Raw genomic sequence first — 23,879 nt, forward strand, 5'->3', positions numbered from 1 at the left:
CGACATAAAGTCGCGTTTCATAGTGGAAAATCACTTTAAAGAAGGCTTATAGCTTCTCTTCAATCATTTTCTCAAGTTTGCGTTGGTCAACCGCGAAGTTACGGATACCTTCCGCTAGTTTCTCAGTCGCCATGGCATCTTCGTTTAATGCCCAACGGAAAGACTGCTCAGTCACTGCTTCGCCAGCTGGTGTGATCTCTGTCGCAGGCACTAGTTTACGTACCAGTGTGCCTTCGTCTTTCTTCAGTTCTTCAAGAAGGTTAGGGCTGATGGTTAGACGGTCACAACCTGCAAGTTGCTCGATCTCGCCGATGTTACGGAAGCTTGCGCCCATTACGATCGTCTTGTAGCCGTGCTGCTTGTAGTAGTTGTAAATCTCAGTTACAGACACCACGCCTGGATCCGTTTCTGCTGTGTACTCTTCGCCAGTCGACTTCTTGTACCAGTCAAGGATACGACCAACGAAAGGAGAAATTAGGAATACACCGGCTTCGGCACAAGCTTGCGCTTGAGCGAATGAGAACAGAAGCGTCAGGTTACATTTGATGCCTTCTTTCTCTAGCTCTTCAGCGGCTTTGATGCCTTCCCAAGTCGACGCTGCTTTGATCAGTACGCGCTCTTTAGAAATGCCGGCTTCTTCGTAAAGTTTGATTAGACGACGTGCTTTTTCAATCGTTGCTTCTTTGTCGTAAGAAAGACGAGCGTCTACCTCAGTCGAGATACGACCTGGGATGTATTTCAGGATTTCCGTACCGACGATCACCGCTAGCTTGTCGCTGGCGTCGATTACTTGTTGTGCCTTGTCGTTGCTTTGCTCTTTCGCCCAAGCAATCGCTTGATCGATAAATGGCGCATACTCTGGGATTTGGGCAGCTTTGAGCATCAAAGACGGGTTAGTGGTCGCGTCTTCTGGTAGGAAATCTTTGATTGCAGTGATATCACCTGTGTCAGCAACAATCGTGGTGAACTCTTTTAGTTGAGATAACTTATTGCTCATTGCTCTTATCCTTTGCTTTTGTCTAGCTGTTGTTTAACCAATTCGATGGCGTCCAGTAACACATTAATTGTAGCGTCACTTCGATGACCATTTTCTGAAAGGTAGCGTCTAAATTGTTTACCGCCGGGTAAACCTAGGAAAATACCAAGCAAATGACGCGTTAAATGCATCAAGCGCTCACCGTTCGCCAGTTGACGTTCAGCGTATGGAATGAAGCGTTCTAGTGCTTCAAAACGGTCGCTGACCAGCGATGGTTGGCCAAATACGGCCTGATCGACTTGGCTTAAAACCCAAGGGTTGTTGTAGGCCTCACGGCCCATCATCACGCCATCTACATGACTTAGATGTTCTTGAGTCTCATCAATAGTTTTAATGCCACCATTGATCAAGATTTCAAGGTGCGGGAAATCTTTCTTTAATTGATACACGAAATCGTACTTAAGCGGCGGAATCTCGCGGTTCTCTTTTGGGCTTAAGCCTTGCAAGATCGCATTGCGGGCATGCACGATAAAGGTCTCGGTAGCAGACTTTTCTGCCACGTTACCGATAAAGTCACGTACCACGCTGTACTCTTGTTGATCGTCCAAACCGATACGGTGCTTCAATGTCACCGGCAGTGACGTGGCATCCTGCATCGCATTCATGGCATCGATGACCTTGTCTGGGTAAGCCATCAAGATGGCACCGATCAAACTGTTTTGCACGCGATCGCTTGGACAGCCTGCGTTTAAGTTGACTTCATCGTAGCCAAACTCTTCCGCCATCTTGGCACACTTCGCCAACGCCGCCGCATCAGAACCACCTAACTGCAACGCAATCGGATGCTCACAATCATCGTACTTTAAAAAGCGTTCAGGGTTATTGCCCTGCAGCAGCGCGCCAGTCGTCACCATCTCTGTATAGAGCAAGGTATGCTTGGTAATGCAACGTGCAAACACCCTGTAATCGCTCGTAGTCCACTCCATCATAGGGGCAATACTAAAGCGGCGATCAAGCTTAGCCTTTGATTTCTCTGGGCTAGCGGCGTTTTGAGTTTCTAATGCTTGAGTCATGTATCGTGTAATTTTTAATGTAGTAGTGGTGTTTAGTGCAGCGATAGAGCAAGGCATTTTGAAAATTTGCTACAAAATACCGCCAACTGATTGCAAAACACCCGATTTGTTCTCTGAATAGCTGCCATTATGTCATAAAGTTACAAGGTTGCTAACTGTGTTGGGGGATTAAAGGAGAGAAAAGTGAGATGTCCGAAACTCATGTGACTTAGATTGAATTTAGACGTTGATAAAACACATCTTTTTCGAGGTCGATCAAAATTTTGCAGATATTCAAATGTTAGTTCAAAAGCACACATGGCAGCAGTGTTGCCAGCATTTGAACAAGCCAAAAGCAAACGATCATTCTAACTAGGACGGGCGATGCGATTAAGTTAATTTATGTGCTGACTATTTACCAGAATTTGGATGCAAATTGTAATTGAGACTTGGATACCATGGTAGCGATTGGCTAAGCTCGCGGTGAAATCATTTGCGCATCAGGATCAGGCTTATTTGTTTAGTGCTGGTGAAGTGAAAAAGCCAATTCAGCTCAATAAACCGCTTTACGCTCAAGAGTAAATGGGGGTGGGATTGCCGTAAAGCAGAGAGGGGTTGATGAGCAGGGCTATAAAGATGCTTTTGAAGCGAGTTTTTGAAGAGTGGAGCAATGGGGGCTCGGGATGTTAAAAGCCGCTGGAGCGGCTTTTAACATTAATTATTTTGTTAAGCCTCGATTTGCTTATAGGGAATGATAGACACCAGTTAGATCTCAAAACTACATGGAGACCAAATACCAGTTCTTTCTCTGAGAGTTAATGGTGGTTGGTAGATTTTAGCTACGAATGGGCGAGCCTCGTCACTAGTGAAAAAGAAATATGGTTCAACACTTGTAGCCTGACCGATCACAATGACAGTTAAGTATTTTTCTTCAGTGCTTTGTACAACTCCATATTTATTATCGATAGTGCACACTTTGCTATTTACTTTGATGCCATGATTTAATCTAGCGTCAAAACTTGAACTTCCTTTGTCAAGGATTGACATTTTCTTTTGGATTTCAGTCTCTAATTCTTGAATTGCTTCCTGACGTGCAACACGTTTTTTCTGAAGACGGTTTTCTGCATTGTAATCAATTGAGATGTAGGAAAAGCTGGTGCAACCAAATTGACAAGTACCATCCGGCTGGGTCGCTGAGATGTAAACTGTCCAATCGCCCGATCTTGAACCAGTGCAATTCAAGTAACCAAGGTAAGAGTTAGCCACTCTATCGGTTTCATCTTGTTCATGAATAGGGCTGGTAAAAACGCCACGTATTGCGTTATCTTGGTCGGAGACTTTCTGAAATTTTCCACCAGTTGTTTCACAATAACTTTTCGTAAGATTGTAAGGTTCAGATAGAAAACCAAAGTCAAATGAGTTGTAAAACACTTTCTCTGAAGTGTCAAAGTTATCAGATAAAGCAGCTCTGATTGACTCGTATTTCTTGGCTTCATCACTACTTAATTCAGACTTGGGCAGCCCTATGCAACCTGAGAGAGAAGACACGGCGATCATAGCAAGCACTAATCGTTTCATTTTATTTCCTTATGTAATGATAGTCATTTTTTGGGGAACGCTGAATCCTTTACATGGGGATATTCTATCTACTTAAAAACTTTAGAAAGCTATAAATTTACTGACTGATAATAAAGCAACAAATATCTGATTTAGCTCAAAATATTTGGGATTTATGTCTTATTAGAGATGCGGAAGGAATACATAATTTGAATTGAACAGTATCGGATAACTACTAACTTGTGTGGCTTCTATCCCCTATCGTATAAATAATATTAAACAATATAACCCTCGAGCTGTATTGACATTGTGTGTTTGCTCAATCCTTGATACTTAAAAAGGAAGTTAGGATATTTTAACTTCAGCTTGGGTGATTAAAAATCAAACAAATCAGAGAGCACCATGACCCCAGCCTTAGCCAAAGAACTTGCTCATTACAATTCCTGGATGAATAAGAAGCTCTACTACGCGGTACGTACCTTAAGCGATACAGAGCGTAAGAAAGATCGTGGGGCGTTTTTTAAGTCGATCCACGGTACGCTGAATCATTTGCTAGTAGCGGATAAGATTTGGCTAGGGCGTATGACGGGTAAGCCGTTTGCAGTGGCGGGCTTGGATCAGGAGCTGCATAGCGATTTTGCTACGTTGGAGCAAGATCGTATTGCGACCGATAAAGCCATTAGTGCTTTTGTGGCTGGGTTAACCGAAGAGCAGTTGGCGGGCACTTTGCGTTACACCAGCATTGTGAATCCAGAACCAAGAGAGTTTGAGCTATGGTTTGCGGTGGCGCACTTTTTTAATCATCAAACCCATCATCGTGGACAAGTAACGACTTTGCTATCTCAGCTGGGTGTTGATGTGGGTATTACCGATATGGTGTTTATGCCGCGCGATCATGCTTGATAGAACTGGGATAAGATAAATGCAAAAAAGGCAGATCACTGAGTGAGCTGCCTTTTTAGTTTTAGCGGGCTAAAACTTACTTCAAGTTAGTAGTGAAGAAGTCTGTTAGCTTGTCTAGTGGGATCTTGTCGAAGTTGTCGTACAGATCCACGTGGTTAGCATCTTCCACGATCACTAGTTCTTTTGGCTCTTGTAGTTTCTCGAACGCTGTTTCGCTGAAGTAGCGAGAGTGCGCTTTGTCACCGTGCATCAAAAGAGCAGGGCGTGGCGAAATCTTGTCGATGTATGACAGCAATGGCATGTTCATAAATGACAGTGGATTCGTTAGTGTCCAAGACGCGTTAGAGTTGATCGCGCGTGGGTGGAAACCACGGTCAGTGGACTTGTAGTAGCCTGCGTATTCCACTACGAATTGTGGCTCGCCGCCTTGAAGTTCTAGCGATACTGGGCCAACCGCTGGCTCGCCTGCTTCGGCATCTTTCCAACGCTGTTCGTTTAGGAACTGAAGGCCGTTGATGCGATCTTCGTCAGTCGTGCTGTCGTTGTAGCCTTTTGACATGACGCGGCTCATATCGTACATAGTTGAAGTCGCTACGGCTTTGATGCGTGTGTCAACGGCTGCTGCGTTTAGAGCCATACCGCCCCAACCACAGATACCGATGATACCGATACGGTTACGATCCACATTGTCTTGAAGGCCTAGGAAATCCACAGCTGCGCTGAAGTCTTCCGTGTTGATATCTGGAGACGACACGTGACGTGGCTCGCCGCTGCTTTCACCTGTGTAAGATGGGTCAAACGCCAGCGTTACAAAGCCTTTTTCCGCCATCGTTTGTGCGTACAGACCAGACGCTTGTTCTTTCACTGCACCGTATGGGCCGCTAACTGCGATCGCTGCTAACTTGCCAGAAGCCGCTTTTGGTGTGTACAGATCAGCCGCTAGAGTTAGGCCGTAACGGTTTTTAAAGGTTACTTTTTTATGCTCAACTAGGTCACTTTTAGCGAAGGTTTTGTCCCACTCTTGTGTTAGGTTCAATGCTGTATCAGTCATTTCAAACTCCTATAAAGTCTTTGTTCGTTGGCGCTAGTGAATGTTTGTGCGCCCTTGCTTTAGGTACAAGATACTTATGTGACGGTCTCATAACAATAGCGCTAAATTTCTACCATTTATTAATTCTTCTCATTAATAGTGGCATTAAAAAAGGTGGCGCACGATCAGTGCTCCACCTTTGATAGTTCAAACGCTAATTGTGATTAAGCCTGAGCTTTGTAACGCTCGGCCATGGCATTGGCGGCAACCATGGCGTTGTAAACGTCGTTCTCAGTCACAGGCTTTTGCATGTTGCCCATGGTGTCGCCTTCGGCACAAGCGATGCTCGCCACGGTACGCCATTCTGATTCAACAAATTCTGTTAGACCCATATCTGCAAGCGTTAACGGTAGACCCACTACCTTGATGATACGAACCACTTCGTCGATTTCTTCTTTTGGTGCGTTTTCCAGTACTAACTGAGTTAGTAGACCAAAGGTCACTTTTTCACCGTGTTGTACATGGTGCAAAGAAGGCACGGCTGACATACCGTTGTTGACTGCGTGCGCTGCCGCTAGGCCGCCGGCTTCTGCGCCGACACCGCTTAGGTAGATGGTCGCTTCGATAGTTTGCTCAAGGGCTGGTGTGCAGACTTTGTTGCGTACCGCATCCATGGCTGCTTCAACGTTTTCGCTTAGCAATTCAAAACATAGCTTGGCCAGGCCAAGACCCGTGCGTGATGGCTTTTTCAATACGAGGTTAACGCCATCAGAAGCGTAACAAGCGCGTGCTTCGAAGTAAGTCGCTAGGGCATCACCCACACCTGCGGCAAAGAAGCGCGCAGGTGCTGCGGCTAGGATATCGGTATCGGCGATTACGGCATCAGGGTTTTGTGGCAAGAATAGGTAACGATCGAATTCGCCGTCTTCTTTGTAGATCACCGAAAGCGCAGTACAAGGGGCGTCGGTTGATGCGATGGTTGGGTACAACACGACTGAGATTTTGTTGTTGTACGCCACGGCTTTGGCGCAATCTAGGGTCTTACCACCACCGATACCGACGATCACGTTAGCACCTTGTGTTTTCGCAAGATCCGCCACACGGTTGATTTCCTTGTCGGTACATTCGTATTGGAATTTTTCTACCTTGCTCTGAATGCCTGCCTTTTCTAGAGCCGGTGTGGCTTGAGTTGCCGCGCGGTCCAAAATGAACTCATCGCTTAGAATCAAAACATTATCACCAAACGCGGCCACGTAATCCGCCATATTAGCCAGCAGGCCAGAGCCAATAATAAATTTCTTTGGTGAGGTAACTGTGCGTTCGCTAACAGACATAGAAAGCTCCTTTTGTTTAAGTTAGAACGTCACCCGAATGGGATAACGCTATCAATCTCGCATTAACTGTAAGGATATTCTCTGTCATGAGCAGGACTAGAAAGATGACAAATATTACAACCCCAGGCATTTATGCATTTTTGCCTTCTAGTATGTGGTTTGCATAACTTACATATCTGATTGCTATATCTATTTAGGTCAATGCTTATCTGATCTATCTAACTGGATTTATTAGAATTTGTTCGCAATGCGCAGCGTCGTGCAAGCTTAAGGCGCTGCGTGACAGATTGAACAAATGTGTGCTGGTCGGTGGTTTTTCTTTACTTGGCCTTTCGCCTAGTTGACACACACTGACAGTGATCTGGTCATAATGAAATCATCAACAGCAATCACCAAACGAGGTGCGATTATGACTAAGTTCAATGGAAAGGCGTTCAAATACGGTGCTATGGGATTAGCGGCTTTGATGGCGGCCTCTGTTACAAGTGTTTCTTTGGCGGAGGGCGCTGCGGCTAAAGCTCAAACTCAGGCGCAGCATGCGCCAGCGATGGTGGATCCGTACTCTGATCAGATGCTTGATCGCATGGCGACGACTTTGAAAATGGACGCAGAGAGCAAAAAAGAAGCGAGCAAGCTGTTTGCCGAAGCTCGTAAAGAGCGCCAAGACGTAGTGGAAGGTATGCAGAAACTACGCGGCCCAATGATCAGCTTAAACCCTGCAGACGATGATTATGTGGATCAAATTGAAGATCTCGCTGAACAGCGCAGTGAACTCATGGTCAAGTTAGATGTCCAACAAGCTGAAGTACGACACAAGTTCTATGAGCTTCTTAGCGCGGAGCAAATTAAAACACTTGAGTCGTTAGGTGGTAACCATTAAGCCAGTTACCGCCTAAGAGGGATCGGTTTCCCCTTCTTAGGAAGCATTAAAAAGCCGCATTCGTAACGGATGCGGCTTCTTTTTATTTACTGCGGCTTGGCGAGCAAATTAGCGTTTTTTAGCGCCGCCTTTGCTACCACCTTTTCCGCCTTTAGCATTTCCTTTGCCCTTACTTTGTGGCTTAGGTTTGAAGGCTTTTTTCTCAGGCTCGGTACGCAGAATCAAGAATAGGTCAGTGACCAATTGTGGGATCTGATCGATGCAAGACTGAGTCAGCTTCTCGCTTTCGCGGATTTGCTGCACTTCTTCGTCTTCAAACAGGCCAGATGCCACCATGAAAGGTAGTAGGCACTCCGCCACTTCCTCTTCTTTTTCAGACTCAAACCAGTAACGTTCGGTGAAGAACACACCTTCCATAAAGCCTGATGCCCATTCTTCCAGTTCGCTGAGCTCGTCTGGGTTCTGGCTCACTTCGATATCACAAGGCACTAGGAAGTCATCTTCGGACTCAAGCTCTTTCTGAAGGTCAGCAAAAAGACGAATCAATAGATTCTCGATGTGCTTTTGTTCCTTTTCAGAGGTAAACTCCGGTGTTTCCTCGAATACGATAGGCAACCACTGCGACGCTGCTGGGGCTTCTGGGCTGATCGCTAGGGCTGTTAAAAAACCGTGGGCCATGACAAAATTCTGGCAATCTTCGTGAACAGCATCAGAGTCCAAAAAGTTTTCTAGTTCTTCAAGTTCTAGGTCATCAAGAGGTTGGTGTTGCATTTAGGTTTTCCTATTATTCAATCGCGACACAGTTTAAACACATCAGTACTAAAAAACCATGAGCAAGCCGATCAAAATCGATACCGTTGCCCTTGATTTGGCCCAAAATGCGTTACAGCGTTTGGGTTATCAAGACTTTATAGGATCACAACAGATTTGTGTTGAATCCTTATTACAGGGCAACGATGTACTGGCCTTGCTGCCGACGGGGGCAGGGAAGTCGGCCATCTACCAAGTGGCATCATTGGCGCGCGCGGGGGTGGGATTGGTGGTTAGTCCGCTGATTGCGATCATGCAACAACAGGTCTCTCAGCTGCAGCAGCTGGGCATCAAAGCAGAATTCCTTAACTCGACACAAAACGGTGCCGAGCAGAACGATCTCTATTGGCGCTTACGTCATGGGGATGTGGAAATTCTCTATATGTCGCCAGAGAAATTGCTGCAAACCAGTGTTCTAGGCTTGCTTGAAGACATTGATGTGTCTTGTATCGCCATCGACGAGGCTCACTGTGTATTGCGCTGGGGCAGTCAATTTCGACCTGAATACGCGCAACTTGGTTGTTTGAAAGAGATTTTCCCTGAGGCGCCTGTGATTGCGTTAACCGGTACCTTGTTGCCGGAGAATCAAACCCAAGTCAGCGAGGCGCTGCAATTAAACTCGCCAAAGGTGGTGCGCGAAAGCGTTAACCGACCCAATATTCGTTTACAAGTCTCGCAAAAGCGCCGTGCCAAGCAGCAGCTGCTGTCGTTCCTAATGAAAGACGGCATGGCTCAGCCCGGCATTATTTATTGCCGTTCTCGTAATAAGACCGAAGAGCTAGCGCAATGGCTAAACGAACAGGGCATTTTAGCCACTTGTTACCATGCCAGCTTGTCACCGTTTGAACGGGATCAAGCGCACGAGAAATTTGCCACCGCAGCGGTACAGGTAATGGTGGCTACCACGGCCTATGGCATGGGCGTGGATTTGGAACATGTGCGCTTTGTGGTGCATATGGATTTACCCTTATCGTTAGAAAACTATGCTCAGGAGATTGGTCGTGCCGGTCGTGATGGACGTCCGGCGCAAGCTCTGTTGTTCTATGGCCTGCAGGACATTTTGCAAACTTGGCAGTTTGTGAAGCAGGAGCAGTTAGAAGACGAGTTTTGGCGTTTGATGGATTGTTTAGAACACACCGCTTGCCGTCGAAGCTCACTATTGTCGGCCTTTTCCGAAAGCTTAGACGGCAGTTGTGGGAATTGTGATCGCTGTTTACAGCCATCAAAACAGCACAATGTCACGGTGGCGGCGCAAAAACTGCTTAGCTTGGTATATCACACCAAAGGTGTCGTGCCGTTTTCATCCTTGATCAATTGCTTACTGGGCAAACGTATCAAAAGCGTGACCAATTTCACCTTAGAGCAGCATCCGCTATTTGGCCAAGGCAAAGCGTTAGACGAAACTCAGTGGAAAGCAGTGGTGCGTTTGCTGCTAGCTAAAGGGTATTTGCTGCAACAAAGTATGACACCGTTTGCGGTGGCGCTTTCGGAGAAAAGCCGTCGTGTATTGCGTGCCGAAGAGCAGCTAATCATCAGTTCGGATTGGTTTTATCCAGCGCTAAAAGAGACGGATCTGAGCCAATACAGCCAAGGCGGTTGGCATCAGTTGTTGCACTGGAGTGTTGCTAATCGGGTGTCAGAGCACTTGTCCGATGTGCAATTGCATAAGGTGTTTGAAGCCAAGCCAAGTTCATTAGCATCCTTGAGTCGCATTACTGGCTTGAGCAAAGAGTTGCTGACTAAGCTCAACGCAGAGTCTTTATTTGTGACCAACAACTTAGCCAAGGGGACTCATGACTAAGTTAGCGTTAAGTCAATTTGTGCCACAAATTGATGCCAAGATTGAAGAATGCATGGGCCAAGCTGAGCGTTATTTTAAGATTAAGCTCAAGCAGCCCAGCTATAACTTTAAGCAGCGCGGTCGCACCGCGGGCACGGCCTATTTGCAGCGTAATGAAATGCGTTTTAATACCTTTATGCTGCAACAGGATCCACAGAAGTTTATTGAGAATGTGGTGCCCCATGAAGTAGCGCATATTGTGGTACATCAGGTGTTTGGCTCTAAAGTGCGCCCCCACGGTAAAGAATGGATTGCAGTGATGGAGCATTTATTTAATGTGGAAGCCCATCGCACCCATGATTTTGAGGTGCCGAAAGTGCGCAATGCCTTTCTCTATCAATGCCAATGTCAAACCCATGAATTTACCGCCCATCGTCATGGTCGTGCCGAACGCGGGACGCAATATCTTTGTCGCAGTTGTCGCGCGCCACTGACCTTTTTGAAAAAGAAGTAAATTCCTTTAATTACTCTTTACAGCCTTGCGCATAGGGTGCTTCGCGAAAGTGGTTGTAGTAAGATAGCGCGCATCTGTTTTTTGGTAATAAAGAATGACTTCTGAGATCGATCGTAAAGAAAAACTTGAGCTGAACAAGCTTCAAAAACGCCTCCGCCGTCTAACGGGCCAAGCGATTGCTGACTTCAACATGATTGAAGAGGGCGACAAGGTCATGGTGTGTCTATCAGGTGGTAAGGACTCTTACACCATGCTAGACATTCTGATGAACCTGCAACGCAGTGCGCCTATCAGTTTTGAAATCATCGCGGTGAACCTGGACCAGAAACAACCTGGTTTCCCTGAGCATATCCTGCCTGAATACTTGTCTCAGATCGGTGTGAACTACCACATTCTGGAAAAAGACACCTACAGCATTGTGAAAGAAGTGGTGCCAGAAGGTAAGACAACTTGTGGTCTGTGTTCACGTTTGCGTCGTGGTTCTCTTTACGGCTTTGCAGAAGAAATTGGCGCCACGAAAATTGCGTTGGGTCACCACCGTGATGACATTCTGGAAACCTTGTTTTTGAACATGTTCTTCGGCGGTAAGCTGAAATCCATGCCACCTAAGCTACTAAGCGATGATGGCAAGCATGTAGTGATTCGCCCATTGGCGTACTGTAAAGAAGCGGACATTGAGGAATACTCTTTACTAAAGTCTTTCCCAATCATCCCTTGCAATCTTTGTGGCTCTCAGGAAAATCTACAGCGTCAAGTTGTGAAGGAAATGCTTCAAAGCTGGGATAAACAATTCCCAGGCCGTGTGGATACCATGTTCTCAGCAGTTCAAAATGTGGTACCGTCTCATTTGGCGGATACTGAACTGTTTGACTTCAAGGGCTTGAAGCAATCGGAAGATGCATTTAAACGCTTAAATATTATCGAGCTTTAACTTTAAAGGAAGCAGTATGTCGATGAAGAAAATTCTACCAGTTGTTCTTGGGACGGCCGTATCATTCTCTGCGAGTGCAGCGAACACATTCGAAGGCAGTCTAAATAATGAAGCTGTGAAAGTTGATGTGAGTCTTGATCAAGGTAAATACTTTTTGGATCTTGGCGGCATGTACCATTCTGATGATGGCAAATATGGCTACATCGGTGCGCACATCGAGGACATCAATACTGCGAAAGATTATCCTGTTCAAATCGGTCTAGGTGCGCGTCTATTGGCGATTGACACGGAATACGATGTGGACAACGCAGGTATGGCAATGGCGTTAGGTGGTTTCTACCGTTACACCTTCCCGAAAGCAAACCGATTCAGCGTGCAAGGTTCTTTGTACTACGCACCTAAAGTCTTGTCGTTCCAAAATATCGACAGCGTTTACCAAGCGGAAATCCGTGGTGAATACCGTACATTGCGTAATGCTCGCGTATTCTTGCGCTACGGCCTGACTCATGTGGATCTAGAGAGCTACTCTGACGATCCAGACATGGACAAGAGCTTTGGTCTTGGTATTTCAACTACGTTCTAAGACGTGGTTGAAACCGATAAGCAATAAAAAAGGTGGCCTAAGCCACCTTTTTTATTGTGCGTGAGAAGGGAAGTTACTCGCCTTCAAATGCACATAATGCGAATACAGGAATATCCATTTCCTGGATCTTAGCACTACCACCCAGATCTGGAAGATCGATGATTGCCGCCACTTCTTTAATAGAGGCGCCTTGTTGCTGCAACAGCGTCATGGCTGCAACTAAGGTGCCACCTGTGGCAATCAGATCATCAAATAAAAGCACTTGTGCACCTTGGTGCACAGCGCCTTCTTGGATTTCTAATTCAGCACTACCGTACTCCAAGTCGTAAGCTTGAGAGATGGTTTTGCCTGGCAATTTACCCTTTTTACGAACCAATACCAAAGGCTTGTGTAATTCGTAAGCCAATACCGACGCAATCAAGAAACCACGAGCATCGATACAGGCAATGTGCGTGATGTCACTGTCGATGTAACGGTGTACATACGCATCGACCACCATGCGCAGACCTTTAGGGTCGCTAAAGATTGGTGTGATGTCACGGAAGCTGATACCTGGCTTTGGCCAATCTTCAACGGTACGAATTAAAGACTTAAAGTAAAAGTCGTCAAATAGCATAGGTAAACCTTAATAACTGCTTAATTAAACATGCTCAATGGTAGCACATTCGCCAGCGGCACCGACTAGTTTCTCCATTTCTGGAAGATTAATAATAGAGATCTCTTTGCCATCTACATCAATCAAGCCATTTTTCTGGAAACGTGTCATCACGCGGCTTACGGTTTCAACCGCAAGACCTAGGTAGTTGCCGATTTCACCACGAGACATGGATAGACGGAACGCAGTTGCTGAGTAGCCACGCTTTTTGAAACGGTGCGATAGATTCAGTAGGAAAGATGCGACCTTCTCGTCGGCGTTTTTCTTACCTAGCAATACCATCATTTGTTGGTCGTCACAGATTTTACGGCTCATCAAACGGAATAGCTGGTGTTTAAGCGATGGAATTTGCGAAGACAGTTGTTCTAGGTGTGCAAATGGGATTTCACAAACCGTAGTCGTTTCTAGTGCTTTAGCAGAAACAGGGTAATGGTTCTCATCAATACCACTTAGACCTACTAACTCACTTGGGCAGTAGAAACCTGTGATTTGTTCTTCGCCAGAGTTAGTGATGTTGTAAGTTTTAAGAGTCCCCGTACGCACCGCAAATACAGAATCGAACTCTTCACCTTGATGGAATAAGATTTCGCCTTTCTTTAGAGGGCGTTTACGTTCGATGATTTGGTCTAAGCGGTTAACGTCTTCATCCGCCAATGCAATAGGCAAACAAAGTGCGCTTAGGCTGCAGTTTTGACATTGCGAAGTCAATTTACTGTTAAAGCGGTTGTTTGAATTAGAAATTGCCATGGAAACTCTCCCTGAGCTCGATCGGGTAATTTATATAACTTTTGAAAAAGTAGAATTAGAAGTTAGGTATTTATCAAACGCCATGCAGACACAGCGTACGAGTAATCGTCCTACTTCTGTAATTTTTATTTGAACATCACTGTCTTGATAATATACCGTTATAACACCATCTTCCTGTAAATTGTGCAAAGAATTCAATTCATCCTGAAAATAGTCTTTAAAATCAATGCCAAATTTAGCCTCGATATCGCGGCTATTGAGTTCGTTGTGACACAGCAACTGCATAATCACGGCGTGACGAATACGGTCATCCTGACTACTGATGTAGCCCTTCATAATTGCCAACTGGCCATTTTCAATGCTGTTTTGGTATAACGACAGGTCAGTGTGGTTCTGGAAATAAGCGTTGCTAACTTGGCTGATGGCTGACACGCCAAATGCCAACAAATCGGTTTCTGCATGGGTAGTATACCCTTGGAAATTGCGCTGCAGGTGACCTTCTTGTTGCGCTTTTGTTAAGGAATCATCAGGTTTGGCAAAATGGTCCATACCAATGTAGACATAGCCTGCATCAGTCAGTTTATCGATGCTTAACTTTAACAACGCCAATTTCTGATCTGGCGATGGTAAGTCTTCCTCTAGGATACGTCGTTGTGGTGCGAAACGCTGTGGCAAGTGCGCGTAGTTAAACACTGAAATACGGTCAGGCGATAGCGCAATGACTTTATCCAATGTGGCGCTGAAACCTTCCAAAGTTTGCTTTGGTAAGCCGTAAATCAAATCAAAGTTGACTGAACGGTAACCAAGGTCACGTACATCAGCCATTACTTCAGTCACTAACTCTAGTGATTGAGTACGGTGAATGGCTTTTTGTACGTCTTCATTAAAGTCTTGAATACCCAAGCTGACACGGTTAAAGCCAAGGCGCTTCAATAGCTCTAGTTTTGAACGGTTCACTTCGCGCGGGTCAATTTCAATGCTGTAATCTTGAGTGCCGTCATTGACCAAATTAAAGTGTTCTTTAATGTTGTCAAACAGGGTTTCAAGGTTTTCTTCGCTTAGGAAAGTCGGCGTGCCTCCGCCAAAATGCAGCTGTGTCACAGGACGTGCTTGGTCAATCATCAAGGCACGCAAACGCATTTCTTCACCGAGTAACTCCACATACTCAGCGCCCTTATCGTACTGCTTAGTAACAATTTTATTGCAGGCACAGTAGTAACAAAGATGCGCGCAGAACGGCACGTGGAAATATAAGCTTAATGGCGATCGTGAGGGCTCAAGCATCTTACCGATCAATTCCATCTTGCTGATCTCGGTAGTGAACTGCGGGGCAGTTGGGTAAGACGTGTATCGAGGGCCAGCAAGGTTGTATTTTTGGATAAGTTTGGAGTCCCAAAGCATAACGACGTTTCCTATTAAAATTGCTAATGGGAGTTTACTCGCATCCTTGATTTACTCGCTGATGTAGATCAATTGTTGGCACTATCCAAGGTGAGAAAGCAGATTTTTCAAATAGGGAATGCTGTACAAACCGTAGACGATGATAAGAACACCGAAGATCCATTTTAAGTAGAGTTGTTGCCAAAGGGTCTTTAGCTGTTGCGCGAAGAGTCCAGCTAACAACATGGCGGGTAAGGTGCCTAGTGCGAACCCTAGCATGGCCGTCATGGAGAGTGAGATAGAGCCTAGTGACGTCGCCCATAATACGGTCGAGTAAACCAATCCACATGGTAGCCAACCCCAAACAAACCCCGCGGCGAGGGCTTGTGCTGGATTTTGAATCGGTAGAAAAGCCTTAGCCGCAGGCTGTATTACACGCCACATATGGCGGCCAAGTGACTCGACTTTAAGTATCAGACGCGAGAGACCGCATAAATACAGCCCCATAAACACCAGCAGAATGCCGGCAAAGGTACGCAATGGCACCATCAAATCACTGTAGTACTCAGACAAACCAAAATGCAGCGTCGTCGCGAGAACTAGAGTAAATAAGCTGTAGGAGCAAATGCGACCAAGGTTGTAAGCGACGATTTTCAGGGCGTTAGAGTGTTGCCCAACAGACAGCATCGATGCCAAGCCACCGCACATGCCTAAACAGTGTCCAGCACCTGCTAAACCAATCAACAAGCCACTAAAGAAAATAGAAATCACGACTTTTTATCCGTGTCGTCGTCTTCAAATAGAATGCGCTCGCCTTCGCGATTTAGGTCATCAAATTGATCGCCTTTGACGGCCCAGATAAAAATGATGACGGCGATCACCACAAAAATGGCGGCAATCGGGATGAGTAAAAATAGGCTTTCCATGTTTGTTCCTACAGTTTGTTAAGTCTGGTGGCATTGACCACTACAATCAGTGAGCTTAAGGCCATACCGATTGCCGCAACCCATGGGGGAATCATGCCGGCGATGGCGAGTGGCAAGAGGGTAGTGTTGTAGCCAGCCGCCCAGATCAGATTTTGTTTGATGATTTTACGGCAACGTTGTGCGGCTTTGAGCGCCGTTGGGATTGTCCCTAGGTGCTCACTTAATAAAATCGCATCGGCATGCAGCTTTGCCAAATCCGAGCTAGAGCCCATTGCTAATGAGGTCGTAGCACCGGCTAGAGCGGGGACATCATTTAAGCCATCGCCCACCATCAGAATGTCTTTGCTTGATTGCGCTTTGAGCCAATGCCATTTTTGGTCGGGCAAACAGCTGGTTTCAAAGTCATCGAACCACTCTGGTTCGAGAATACTCTGGGCTGATACCTTTGTGTCACCTGTTAGTAAGCTGACACGAATGCCTCGTTGACGCAGTGACTCAATCACAGTGCGCGCTTCAGGACGTAATACGTCACACAGCGTGATTTTGGCAAGCACTTGTTTGTCACCTGCTAAGTACAGGTCGAGCTGTGCTTGACCTGTATTGGTACTGGTTACCATAGGAAGTCCGATAGACTCCAATAAGGCCTGGTTACCAAAGTAATAGCGTTTGCCTTGATATTCGCCGCTGACGCCTTGACTAGCAAGGTTTTGAATCTGTTCAACGTGAGCCGGAGCAAATTGCTGGAAGGTTTTGGCAATCGGATGTTTTGAATGTTGCTCTAAACCACTGATCACAGACAGTACTTGATCTTTAGAATGGCTAGAGTCGAATAACTCTACCTGTGTAATAGAGAAGCTGCCGTAAGTGAGCGTTCCGGTTTTATCAAATACAATATGTTGAGTCTTTGCTAAAGCTTCGATCACATGGCCTCGGGTAATCAGAAAACCAGCACTTTTCAAAGAATTAGTCACCGTGGTCAACGCCACCGGAGTTGCCAGTGAAAGCGCGCACGGACAAGTGACGACCAGTACGCTGACCATGATCCAGTAGGCTTCGGCTTCCCCCATCCAACTCCAAAAACCGTAGGTTAAAGAAGCGGTAATCAAAACCGCAATAACAAAATAATGAGCGACTCTGTCAGCTATGATGGCAACTCTTGGTTTTTCACTAAGAGCACGTTCGGTAATGCGCGAAATGGCGGCCGCTTTGGTGTTTTGTCCGACTTCGGTAACCTGCAGCCGTGCTTGCTGGTCCACATTCACGGTTTGAGCGTGAATATTGCTACCAGCCTGCTTGGTCACAGGGCTATATTCCCCCGTCAGGCTAGACTCATCAACGCTGGTGAAATCACTTAATAAAATGCCATCCACAGGGAAGGTTTGTCCTGGCTCGATAATGGCAATATCACCGCTTTGTAGCTGTTGCAATGGGATGGTGAGCTCGCTGTCATCGCGCAGTATCTTTACCGCTGTCAGCGATGCGTGGTGATTGCCTGATAAACGGTAGGAGCGTGCCACGGTTTCTAAGAATCTTCCCATTAATAGGAAGAAGATAAACATGGTGACTGAGTCAAAATACACATGACCTGTTTCTGAATACAGCGCCATCACGCTGGAGGCATAGGCCAGCAAAATTCCCAATGACACAGGCAAATCCATGGTGAAATGGCGATTTTTTAAATCTCTTAGTGCGCCGCGATAGAACGGCAGTCCAGCGTACAGCACGACAGGAGTAGCAAAGATAAAACTGATCCAACGTAGCAGTTGGCGGTAGATATCATCCATACCTTGCATATCGCCAGCATACATGGCGATGGCGCTCATCATCACTTGCATCATGCCAACGCCGGCGATGCCTAAGCGAATGATGGCACGTTTCTTTTCTTTACGTTGCAGTGTGTCTTGCTCACCAGGCAAATAAGGTTGTGCGGTATAGCCAATGTACAGCAGTTCTTTAGCGATCTGCTGAATACTGATAATGCTTGGATCCCAAGTGATGGTGGCAATGGCACTGCTTAGGTTGACGTGAACCGATTGCACACCCGCTTGTTTGCTTAAATGCTTTTCAATCAGCCAAGCGCAGGCGGAGCAGGTGATGCCTGATAAGGATAGCTGAATGACGTGGCCGTCCTCACTTTGGTGGATATATTGATCGTAAAGACTTTTTTCTGCCAATAAGGCAAACACCGAGGTGTTGTCCTCGGTGAGGCGAGCGCCTTTTCCGTTATCACGGCGCTCGTAATACAGCGATAAGTCAGCGCCACAAATATGTTCCGCAATCGCTTGGCAACCAAAGCAGCAGAACTCTCGACGTTCATCTTTTAGAACACTGGCGATGTCTAAACCTGCAGGGATTGGATCCCCGCAGTGGAAACAAGCTTTGCTCATAGGTTGAAGTTTAAGCGATCGTGAATGTCACTGTTGATACGGCCATTTAATTGCCAACCGTTTGGTGATTCTAGGTACACGTTCCAAATACCTGATAAAGGCTTTTCTAGTTGAGCACGGTATTCATTAGGCTGAACTTGCATAAAACTAACACTGAAATCTTTGCTAGATACTGCCGCATGAGCAAACAGTGCAGTAATTTCTCGCGCGGTGGCGTTCTTGGTGGTGAGCAGTAGTTCGCCTGTTAGGTTATCAAGACGTAAGTTAGCCTCAATGCCCATGGCTTTAGCCGCTTCCCGTTGTGTAATGACTTGGTTAATAGCGAGACCTTCTTTGTAGTAGTCATCTTTCACCAAGTCGCTGGAGGAATTAAGCGCAGCGTAGACTTGCACAACCGCTACTAAAACAGAAGAAAGGGGAACGCAGATAATAAACCATGGCCAAAACTGCTTGTACCAAGGTGGGGTAACAACCGCTGTCGACATACAGGTACTCCAATATAAAAGCGAATAAGCGGTGATATTATCACCGCTTATAGATCATTATTTTGATACAGGACCAATAAATCGACTTTCTGTGATCTTTTCTACTGGATAATTCGGGTCTTGTGACTCAACTTTGAAGAAAATTGTGTTGCGTTGTTCGTGCAAGGCTGTCGGAGGTACTTGAATCGAGAAGGGCACTGCGCGCACTTCACCTGCGTTCACCTTAACGTTTTTACGACCAATCATATTCATGTTGTCCAAGCCTGAGACAGAGATTTCAAATTCATGGGCAGCTTGGTCCATGTTGATGACTTTAATGGTGTAGATGTTTTCGATCATGCCGCTTGGGGTGGTGTTAAACAAACGGTTTCGGTCACGGATAACATCTAGACCTAGGGCTTCACGATCCCCTGCAAAGTATAAGAAAGCGGTCACTACTACCAACATACACATGGCGTAACCAATCGCTTTCGGGCGCATGATGTGGGAGCTTTCACCCTCCAAACGGCGCTCGGTGGTGTAGCTTACTAGGCCGCGTTCGTAGCCCATCTTATCCATAATGGAATCACAGGCGTCGACACATAGGGCGCAGCCGATACATTGATATTGCAAACCATCACGGATGTCGATGCCGGCAGGGCAGACGTGAACACATAGATTACAGTCAATACAATCGCCTAAGCCTTGCTCTTTCGGATCGCTGTTACGCTTACGTGGACCACGAGCTTCACCACGATTGTAATCGTAAGAAATAACCATGGTATCAGGGTCAAACATTACCGCTTGGAAACGAGCATAAGGACACATATAGGTACAAACTTGTTCACGCATCCAGCCCGCGAATAAGTAAGTCGCACCGGTGAAAAAAGCCACCCAGAAGTAGGCCCATGGGTGAGCTTGAAAGGTAAACAGATCGACCACCAGTTCACGTACTGGGGTGAAGTAGCCAACGAAGGTTAAGCCTGTTAGCCAACCGAATAATACCCACAAGCTGTGTTTATTGAACTTCTTGATAAATTTGCTTTTCGACATGGGCTCTTTATCAAGTTTCATGCGGGCATTACGTGAGCCTTCGGTTTTTTCTTCGATCCACATAAACACCATGGTCCAGACGGTTTGTGGGCAAGTGTAGCCACACCAAACTCGGCCAAAGAGAGTGGTGACAAAGAACAGACCAAAGGCGCAAATGATCAAAACCCAAGCCAGTAAGAAGAAGTCTTGGGGGAAAAAGGTGATACCGAAAATATGGAACTGTCGAGCTGGCAGGTCAAACAGCACCCCTTGACGATCGTGCCAGTTAAACCAAGGTGTTAGGAAGTAGCCCAGCATTAACACCCACAGGGCGCGGGTTCGAATCTTTTGAAAAAAACCTGAAATGGCACGGGTGTAAATCTTTTTGCGCTTTTCATACAAGTCGAATTCGACGGTTTCTGGTTCGACATTTTGAACAGGTATTTTCTCGCTCATGCTGCTTTCCTTAACGTTCAACAGGCTCGTTTAAGTACTGTCTAATATTACAATTTTTAATAAAAAAAGGGTGCGCCTTTCGGACACACCCTTTTGATACACATCAGAGAATTACTGATTTGATAGGCTGTAGACGTAGCCAGCAACAACGTGCGCTTTGTCTTTGCCTAGGATGCCTTCCCAAGCCGGCATCTGACCGTTACGGCCATTGCGGATGGTTTGCATCACTTGCTGTTCACTACCACCATATAGCCAGATGTTATCTGTTAGGTTAGGTGCACCAAATAGATGGTTACCTTTACCGTCAGCACCATGACAAGCTAGACAGTTGGTGTTGTAAGTCTGTTGGCCCTGTTGTGCGGCTTGAGCATCGGTTTCACGACCAGATAGGCTTAGTACGTATTGCGCTACGTTATGTACGCCATCTTCACCCAACATTGGGCCCCATGCAGGCATGGCTGCGATACGACCGTTTAGGATGGTTTGAGAGATAGCGGCAGCATCACCACCGTACAACCAGTCATTATCTGTTAGGTTAGGGAAGCCGTAGCCACCTGTTGCCGCTGAACCGTGACATTGTGCACAGTTGTTGGCAAACAAACGTTGACCGATACGCATTGCCTGATCGTTTTGCGCTAGCTCTTCGATAGGCGTTTGCGAGAATTGCGCAAACATAGGACCAAATTCAGCTTCTGCTTTAGCAACCTCACGATCGTAAGCAGATTCTTGAGACCAGCCTAGCATGCCTTTGAAGTTACCAAGACCTGGGTAAAGCGTTAGGTAACCTAATGCAAATACCACAGTAATAACAAACATCCAGTACCACCAGCGTGGTAGTGGGTTGTCATATTCTTCGATGCCATCAAACTCATGACCGACTGTCTGAGTAGTTTCAGAGTTAAAGCGCTGTCCTTTGCGAACAATGGATAACAGGATGAAACTACCGAAAATAGAGCCTAGCGAGATCACAATGATCCAGCCGCTCCAAAAAGAAGTTAATTCATTCATTTTGTTTTCTTCTCCACGGATGACTCGCGCTCTGCGACACTTACTTCATCGTCGTCATCTGCGAAGGGGAGGTTGGCGGCTTCATCGAAACCGCTTTTACGACCCTTACTGAATGTCCACACAATGATTCCGATGAAAGCAACAAAGGCAATCGGAGTAGCAAGTGCTCTTAGCGTATTAATGTCCATGCTCTGACCCTATCGTTCGATCACTGTGCCCAGTTGTTGCAAGTAAGCAACTAGGGCGTCGATTTCACGTTTGCCACGCACGTCGGTTTTCGCTGATGCAATTTGCTCATCAGAGTAAGGTACGCCGACCATACGCAGTGCCGTCATCTTGTTAGCAGTGTCATTGCCATCAATTTTGTTTTCAAACAACCAAGGGAAGCTTGGCATGTTTGATTCAGGTACTACGTCGCGTGGGTTGTACAAGTGAGCACGGTGCCACTCGTCACTGTAGCGCTGGCCTACTCGAGCTAGGTCAGGGCCAGTACGTTTAGAACCCCATAGGAATGGGTGATCGTAAACAGACTCACCCGCAACACTGTATGGACCGTAACGCTCAGTTTCCGCACGGAAAGGGCGAATCATCTGTGTGTGACAGCTTAGACAGCCTTCACGTTGGTAGATGTCACGACCTTCCAACTCAAGCGCAGTAAGAGGTTGCAGATTCTCTACTGGCTGAGTGGTTTGTTTCATAAAGAATAGAGGAATGATCTCAACCAAGGCGCCGAAGCTGATTGCAACGACGATAAGGATGATCATGAGCCCCATATTTTTTTCAATTACTTCATGGCGCATGTGTTAAACCCCTATGCTGTTTGAGTTTCGGCGTTGAAAGCTTCAGTTTCTTGGCCTTTTGCCGAACGCACTGTCATGTAAGTGTTGTAAGACATTAGCAGCATACCTAGTAGGAACACGCCGCCACCTAGAACACGTACAAACCAACCTGGGTAACTTGCATCAACCGCTTCTACGAAGCTGTAAGTCAATGAGCCGTCATTGTTAAATGCACGCCACATTAGACCTTGCATGATACCGTTCACCCACATTGATGCGATGTATAGCACCGTACCAATAGTTGCTAGCCAGAAGTGAACGTTGATCAAACGAGTTGAGTACATCGCGCCTGGTTTTAGACCAAGAACAGCCGGTAGTAAGTGGTAAACTGCACCGATACTCACCATAGCCACCCAGCCTAGAGCACCAGCGTGAACGTGACCAACGGTCCAGTCTGTGTAGTGCGACAGCGCGTTAACTGTTTTGATAGACATCATTGGGCCTTCAAAGGTAGACATACCGTAGAAAGACAATGACACCACTAGGAAACGAAGGATTGGATCATGACGAAGTTTGTGCCAAGCACCAGAAAGCGTCATTACACCGTTGATCATACCACCCCAAGATGGTGCTAGAAGGATCAACGACATGACCATACCTAGACTTTGAGTCCAGTTAGGTAATGCTGTGTAGTGAAGGTGGTGAGGACCGGCCCAAATGTACAGAGAGATCAATGCCCAGAAGTGAACGATTGATAGACGGTACGAGAATACTGGACGACCCGCTTGCTTAGGTACGAAGTAGTACATCATGCCTAGGAAGCCCGCCGTTAGGAAGAAACCTACCGCATTGTGACCGTACCACCATTGCACCATGGCGTCCGCAGCACCTGAGTAAACCGAGTACGATTTAAATGCGCTTACTGGAACCACAGCACTATTACCAATGTGTAGCACGGCAACCGTGATGATGAACGCTCCGTAGAACCAGTTCGCTACGTAGATGTGTTTCATCTTACGTTTGGCAATGGTGCCGAAGAAGTTGATAGCGTAAGCCACCCAAACCAATGTGATCATGATATCAATTGGCCATTCCAGCTCGGCGTACTCTTTTGTTTGAGTGTAACCAAGCGGTAGGGTGATGGCGGCTGACACAATGATGATTTGCCAACCCCAGAAGGTGAATCCCGACAGAACGTCAGAGAATAGTCTTGCTTGTGTGGTACGTTGTACAACATAGTACGATGTCGCAAACAAGGCAGAACCACCAAAACCGAAGATGACTGCGTTAGTGTGAAGTGGGCGTAAACGTCCAAAATGTAGGTAAGGTATGTTAGCAAGTAGGTCTGGCCATACCAATTGTGACGCAATCAATACGCCGATAGCCATGCCTACTACGCCCCATACCACCGTCATAATGGTGAATGCGCGCACCACTCGATAGTTGTATGTTGGGTGATCAAAAGCTGTGCTCATAGTTTCTTCCACAAACCACGTTGAGTGATAGATCTTGTTAAAGATAATGCTGTCTTTATTGGAAAGGCGGGGTTCGGTACTTCGAATCAAACGAACGGAGCAGTCGGACCTTCCTTCTAATTCCAACAGCGGTAAACTAGCGAAATTGATTCTAAGTCTTTTCACATTTTAAAGAATAGGAGCACTAGTTGCTTTGTGGGTATTCCTTGTCACAGAGCAA

General features: G+C 46.3%; 24 protein-coding genes. 6 read left to right on the forward strand and 18 right to left on the reverse strand.

Annotated elements, in window-relative coordinates; genetic code table 11:
• Positions 1-46 precede the first annotated feature (46 nt).
• The 3 genes from tal to ACOSVP_RS03660 all read right to left on the reverse strand — a co-directional run bounded on the left by tal (position 47) and on the right by ACOSVP_RS03660 (position 3,606).
• Entirely contained in the window at positions 47-997 is a 951-nt protein-coding gene (tal, locus tag ACOSVP_RS03650; RefSeq protein ID WP_487346131.1) for a transaldolase, read from the reverse strand.
• Between the two features lie 5 nt (positions 998-1,002).
• The gene (dusA, locus tag ACOSVP_RS03655) at positions 1,003-2,049 is read right to left on the reverse strand and encodes a tRNA dihydrouridine(20/20a) synthase DusA (RefSeq protein WP_487346132.1); all 1,047 of its coding nucleotides are present in this window, start codon (positions 2,047-2,049) and stop codon (positions 1,003-1,005) included.
• Positions 2,050-2,793: 744 nt separating this feature from the next.
• Positions 2,794-3,606, reverse strand: coding sequence for a hypothetical protein (locus ACOSVP_RS03660; protein WP_487346133.1), 813 nt, complete (start codon positions 3,604-3,606; stop codon positions 2,794-2,796).
• A gap of 381 nt (positions 3,607-3,987) precedes the next feature.
• On the opposite strand from ACOSVP_RS03660, the gene ACOSVP_RS03665 reads away from it, so the two are divergent.
• A complete protein-coding gene (locus ACOSVP_RS03665) occupies positions 3,988-4,488 on the forward strand; it encodes a DinB family protein (protein WP_487346134.1) in 501 nt (166 codons plus the stop codon).
• Positions 4,489-4,564: 76 nt separating this feature from the next.
• Here the strand turns inward: ACOSVP_RS03665 and ACOSVP_RS03670 are convergent, their stop codons facing one another.
• Complete coding sequence (locus ACOSVP_RS03670) at positions 4,565-5,539, reverse strand: alpha/beta hydrolase (RefSeq protein ID WP_487346135.1); 975 nt, start codon at positions 5,537-5,539, stop codon at positions 4,565-4,567.
• Positions 5,540-5,742: 203 nt separating this feature from the next.
• The gene (locus ACOSVP_RS03675) at positions 5,743-6,852 is read right to left on the reverse strand and encodes a glycerol dehydrogenase (RefSeq protein ID WP_487346136.1); all 1,110 of its coding nucleotides are present in this window, start codon (positions 6,850-6,852) and stop codon (positions 5,743-5,745) included.
• 409 nt (positions 6,853-7,261) lie between these two features.
• On the opposite strand from ACOSVP_RS03675, the gene ACOSVP_RS03680 reads away from it, so the two are divergent.
• Entirely contained in the window at positions 7,262-7,732 is a 471-nt protein-coding gene (locus ACOSVP_RS03680) for a Spy/CpxP family protein refolding chaperone (RefSeq protein WP_487346137.1), read from the forward strand.
• Between the two features lie 108 nt (positions 7,733-7,840).
• Here ACOSVP_RS03680 and ACOSVP_RS03685 read toward each other — a convergent pair whose 3' ends face one another.
• Positions 7,841-8,503, reverse strand: coding sequence for a YecA/YgfB family protein (locus ACOSVP_RS03685; RefSeq protein ID WP_487346138.1), 663 nt, complete (start codon positions 8,501-8,503; stop codon positions 7,841-7,843).
• A 58-nt stretch (positions 8,504-8,561) separates the two neighbouring features.
• Here ACOSVP_RS03685 and ACOSVP_RS03690 point away from each other — a divergent pair, with 58 nt between their 5' ends.
• From ACOSVP_RS03690 to ACOSVP_RS03705, 4 genes are all read left to right on the forward strand, one after another.
• A complete protein-coding gene (locus ACOSVP_RS03690; RefSeq protein WP_487346139.1) occupies positions 8,562-10,343 on the forward strand; it encodes a RecQ family ATP-dependent DNA helicase in 1,782 nt (593 codons plus the stop codon).
• Positions 10,336-10,836, forward strand: coding sequence for a SprT family zinc-dependent metalloprotease (locus ACOSVP_RS03695; protein ID WP_487346140.1), 501 nt, complete (start codon positions 10,336-10,338; stop codon positions 10,834-10,836). The genes ACOSVP_RS03690 and ACOSVP_RS03695 overlap by 8 nt, the downstream gene beginning before the upstream one ends.
• A gap of 94 nt (positions 10,837-10,930) precedes the next feature.
• A complete protein-coding gene (ttcA, locus tag ACOSVP_RS03700) occupies positions 10,931-11,767 on the forward strand; it encodes a tRNA 2-thiocytidine(32) synthetase TtcA (RefSeq protein WP_487346141.1) in 837 nt (278 codons plus the stop codon).
• A gap of 16 nt (positions 11,768-11,783) precedes the next feature.
• Positions 11,784-12,350 (forward strand): YfaZ family outer membrane protein, encoded by a 567-nt coding sequence (locus ACOSVP_RS03705; protein WP_487346142.1) that lies wholly within the window; start codon positions 11,784-11,786, stop codon positions 12,348-12,350.
• Positions 12,351-12,423: 73 nt separating this feature from the next.
• On the opposite strand, the gene ACOSVP_RS03710 is transcribed toward ACOSVP_RS03705, so the two are convergent.
• The 12 genes from ACOSVP_RS03710 to ccoN form a co-directional block, all read right to left on the reverse strand.
• Positions 12,424-12,966: an adenine phosphoribosyltransferase gene (locus tag ACOSVP_RS03710; RefSeq protein ID WP_487346143.1), complete on the reverse strand. Its 543-nt coding sequence runs from the start codon at positions 12,964-12,966 to the stop codon at positions 12,424-12,426.
• 24 nt (positions 12,967-12,990) lie between these two features.
• Positions 12,991-13,752 (reverse strand): fumarate/nitrate reduction transcriptional regulator Fnr, encoded by a 762-nt coding sequence (gene fnr / locus ACOSVP_RS03715; protein ID WP_487346144.1) that lies wholly within the window; start codon positions 13,750-13,752, stop codon positions 12,991-12,993.
• 30 nt (positions 13,753-13,782) lie between these two features.
• Positions 13,783-15,153: an oxygen-independent coproporphyrinogen III oxidase gene (gene hemN, locus ACOSVP_RS03720; RefSeq protein WP_487346145.1), complete on the reverse strand. Its 1,371-nt coding sequence runs from the start codon at positions 15,151-15,153 to the stop codon at positions 13,783-13,785.
• A gap of 81 nt (positions 15,154-15,234) precedes the next feature.
• Complete coding sequence (locus ACOSVP_RS03725) at positions 15,235-15,903, reverse strand: sulfite exporter TauE/SafE family protein (RefSeq protein WP_487346146.1); 669 nt, start codon at positions 15,901-15,903, stop codon at positions 15,235-15,237.
• Entirely contained in the window at positions 15,900-16,058 is a 159-nt protein-coding gene (ccoS, locus tag ACOSVP_RS03730) for a cbb3-type cytochrome oxidase assembly protein CcoS (protein ID WP_487346147.1), read from the reverse strand. The genes ACOSVP_RS03725 and ccoS overlap by 4 nt, the downstream gene beginning before the upstream one ends.
• Positions 16,059-16,066: 8 nt before the next feature.
• Positions 16,067-18,445: a heavy metal translocating P-type ATPase gene (locus ACOSVP_RS03735; RefSeq protein WP_487346148.1), complete on the reverse strand. Its 2,379-nt coding sequence runs from the start codon at positions 18,443-18,445 to the stop codon at positions 16,067-16,069.
• A complete protein-coding gene (locus ACOSVP_RS03740; protein ID WP_487346149.1) occupies positions 18,442-18,930 on the reverse strand; it encodes a FixH family protein in 489 nt (162 codons plus the stop codon). Before ACOSVP_RS03740 ends, ACOSVP_RS03735 begins: the two co-directional genes overlap by 4 nt.
• Positions 18,931-18,987: 57 nt before the next feature.
• A complete protein-coding gene (gene ccoG, locus ACOSVP_RS03745) occupies positions 18,988-20,397 on the reverse strand; it encodes a cytochrome c oxidase accessory protein CcoG (protein ID WP_487346150.1) in 1,410 nt (469 codons plus the stop codon).
• Between the two features lie 111 nt (positions 20,398-20,508).
• Entirely contained in the window at positions 20,509-21,405 is an 897-nt protein-coding gene (ccoP, locus tag ACOSVP_RS03750; protein ID WP_487346151.1) for a cytochrome-c oxidase, cbb3-type subunit III, read from the reverse strand.
• Positions 21,402-21,593 (reverse strand): cbb3-type cytochrome oxidase subunit 3, encoded by a 192-nt coding sequence (locus ACOSVP_RS03755; protein WP_487346152.1) that lies wholly within the window; start codon positions 21,591-21,593, stop codon positions 21,402-21,404. The genes ccoP and ACOSVP_RS03755 overlap by 4 nt, the downstream gene beginning before the upstream one ends.
• A 9-nt stretch (positions 21,594-21,602) precedes the next feature.
• Entirely contained in the window at positions 21,603-22,205 is a 603-nt protein-coding gene (ccoO, locus tag ACOSVP_RS03760) for a cytochrome-c oxidase, cbb3-type subunit II (RefSeq protein ID WP_487346153.1), read from the reverse strand.
• Positions 22,206-22,216: 11 nt separating this feature from the next.
• Positions 22,217-23,659, reverse strand: a complete 1,443-nt coding sequence (gene ccoN, locus ACOSVP_RS03765; RefSeq protein ID WP_487346154.1) for a cytochrome-c oxidase, cbb3-type subunit I — start codon at positions 23,657-23,659, stop codon at positions 22,217-22,219.
• Positions 23,660-23,879 lie beyond the last annotated feature (220 nt).

The sequence above is a fragment of the Marinomonas sp. HM11-D genome (genome assembly GCF_057626615.1).

Bases quoted from the DNA above. Each gene is read 5' to 3' on its own strand.
- tal (WP_487346131.1), bottom strand. From the start codon at position 997: ATGAGCAATAAGTTATCTCAACTAAAAGAGTTCACCACGATTGTTGCT.
- dusA (WP_487346132.1), bottom strand. From the start codon at position 2,049: ATGACTCAAGCATTAGAAACTCAAAACGCCGCTAGCCCAGAGAAATCA.
- ACOSVP_RS03660 (WP_487346133.1), bottom strand. From the start codon at position 3,606: ATGAAACGATTAGTGCTTGCTATGATCGCCGTGTCTTCTCTCTCAGGT.
- ACOSVP_RS03665 (WP_487346134.1), top strand. From the start codon at position 3,988: ATGACCCCAGCCTTAGCCAAAGAACTTGCTCATTACAATTCCTGGATG.
- ACOSVP_RS03670 (WP_487346135.1), bottom strand. From the start codon at position 5,539: ATGACTGATACAGCATTGAACCTAACACAAGAGTGGGACAAAACCTTC.
- ACOSVP_RS03675 (WP_487346136.1), bottom strand. From the start codon at position 6,852: ATGTCTGTTAGCGAACGCACAGTTACCTCACCAAAGAAATTTATTATT.
- ACOSVP_RS03680 (WP_487346137.1), top strand. From the start codon at position 7,262: ATGACTAAGTTCAATGGAAAGGCGTTCAAATACGGTGCTATGGGATTA.
- ACOSVP_RS03685 (WP_487346138.1), bottom strand. From the start codon at position 8,503: ATGCAACACCAACCTCTTGATGACCTAGAACTTGAAGAACTAGAAAAC.
- ACOSVP_RS03690 (WP_487346139.1), top strand. From the start codon at position 8,562: ATGAGCAAGCCGATCAAAATCGATACCGTTGCCCTTGATTTGGCCCAA.
- ACOSVP_RS03695 (WP_487346140.1), top strand. From the start codon at position 10,336: ATGACTAAGTTAGCGTTAAGTCAATTTGTGCCACAAATTGATGCCAAG.
- ttcA (WP_487346141.1), top strand. From the start codon at position 10,931: ATGACTTCTGAGATCGATCGTAAAGAAAAACTTGAGCTGAACAAGCTT.
- ACOSVP_RS03705 (WP_487346142.1), top strand. From the start codon at position 11,784: ATGTCGATGAAGAAAATTCTACCAGTTGTTCTTGGGACGGCCGTATCA.
- ACOSVP_RS03710 (WP_487346143.1), bottom strand. From the start codon at position 12,966: ATGCTATTTGACGACTTTTACTTTAAGTCTTTAATTCGTACCGTTGAA.
- fnr (WP_487346144.1), bottom strand. From the start codon at position 13,752: ATGGCAATTTCTAATTCAAACAACCGCTTTAACAGTAAATTGACTTCG.
- hemN (WP_487346145.1), bottom strand. From the start codon at position 15,153: ATGCTTTGGGACTCCAAACTTATCCAAAAATACAACCTTGCTGGCCCT.
- ccoS (WP_487346147.1), bottom strand. From the start codon at position 16,058: ATGGAAAGCCTATTTTTACTCATCCCGATTGCCGCCATTTTTGTGGTG.
- ACOSVP_RS03735 (WP_487346148.1), bottom strand. From the start codon at position 18,445: ATGAGCAAAGCTTGTTTCCACTGCGGGGATCCAATCCCTGCAGGTTTA.
- ACOSVP_RS03740 (WP_487346149.1), bottom strand. From the start codon at position 18,930: ATGTCGACAGCGGTTGTTACCCCACCTTGGTACAAGCAGTTTTGGCCA.
- ccoG (WP_487346150.1), bottom strand. From the start codon at position 20,397: ATGAGCGAGAAAATACCTGTTCAAAATGTCGAACCAGAAACCGTCGAA.
- ccoP (WP_487346151.1), bottom strand. From the start codon at position 21,405: ATGAATGAATTAACTTCTTTTTGGAGCGGCTGGATCATTGTGATCTCG.
- ACOSVP_RS03755 (WP_487346152.1), bottom strand. From the start codon at position 21,593: ATGGACATTAATACGCTAAGAGCACTTGCTACTCCGATTGCCTTTGTT.
- ccoO (WP_487346153.1), bottom strand. From the start codon at position 22,205: ATGCGCCATGAAGTAATTGAAAAAAATATGGGGCTCATGATCATCCTT.
- ccoN (WP_487346154.1), bottom strand. From the start codon at position 23,659: ATGAGCACAGCTTTTGATCACCCAACATACAACTATCGAGTGGTGCGC.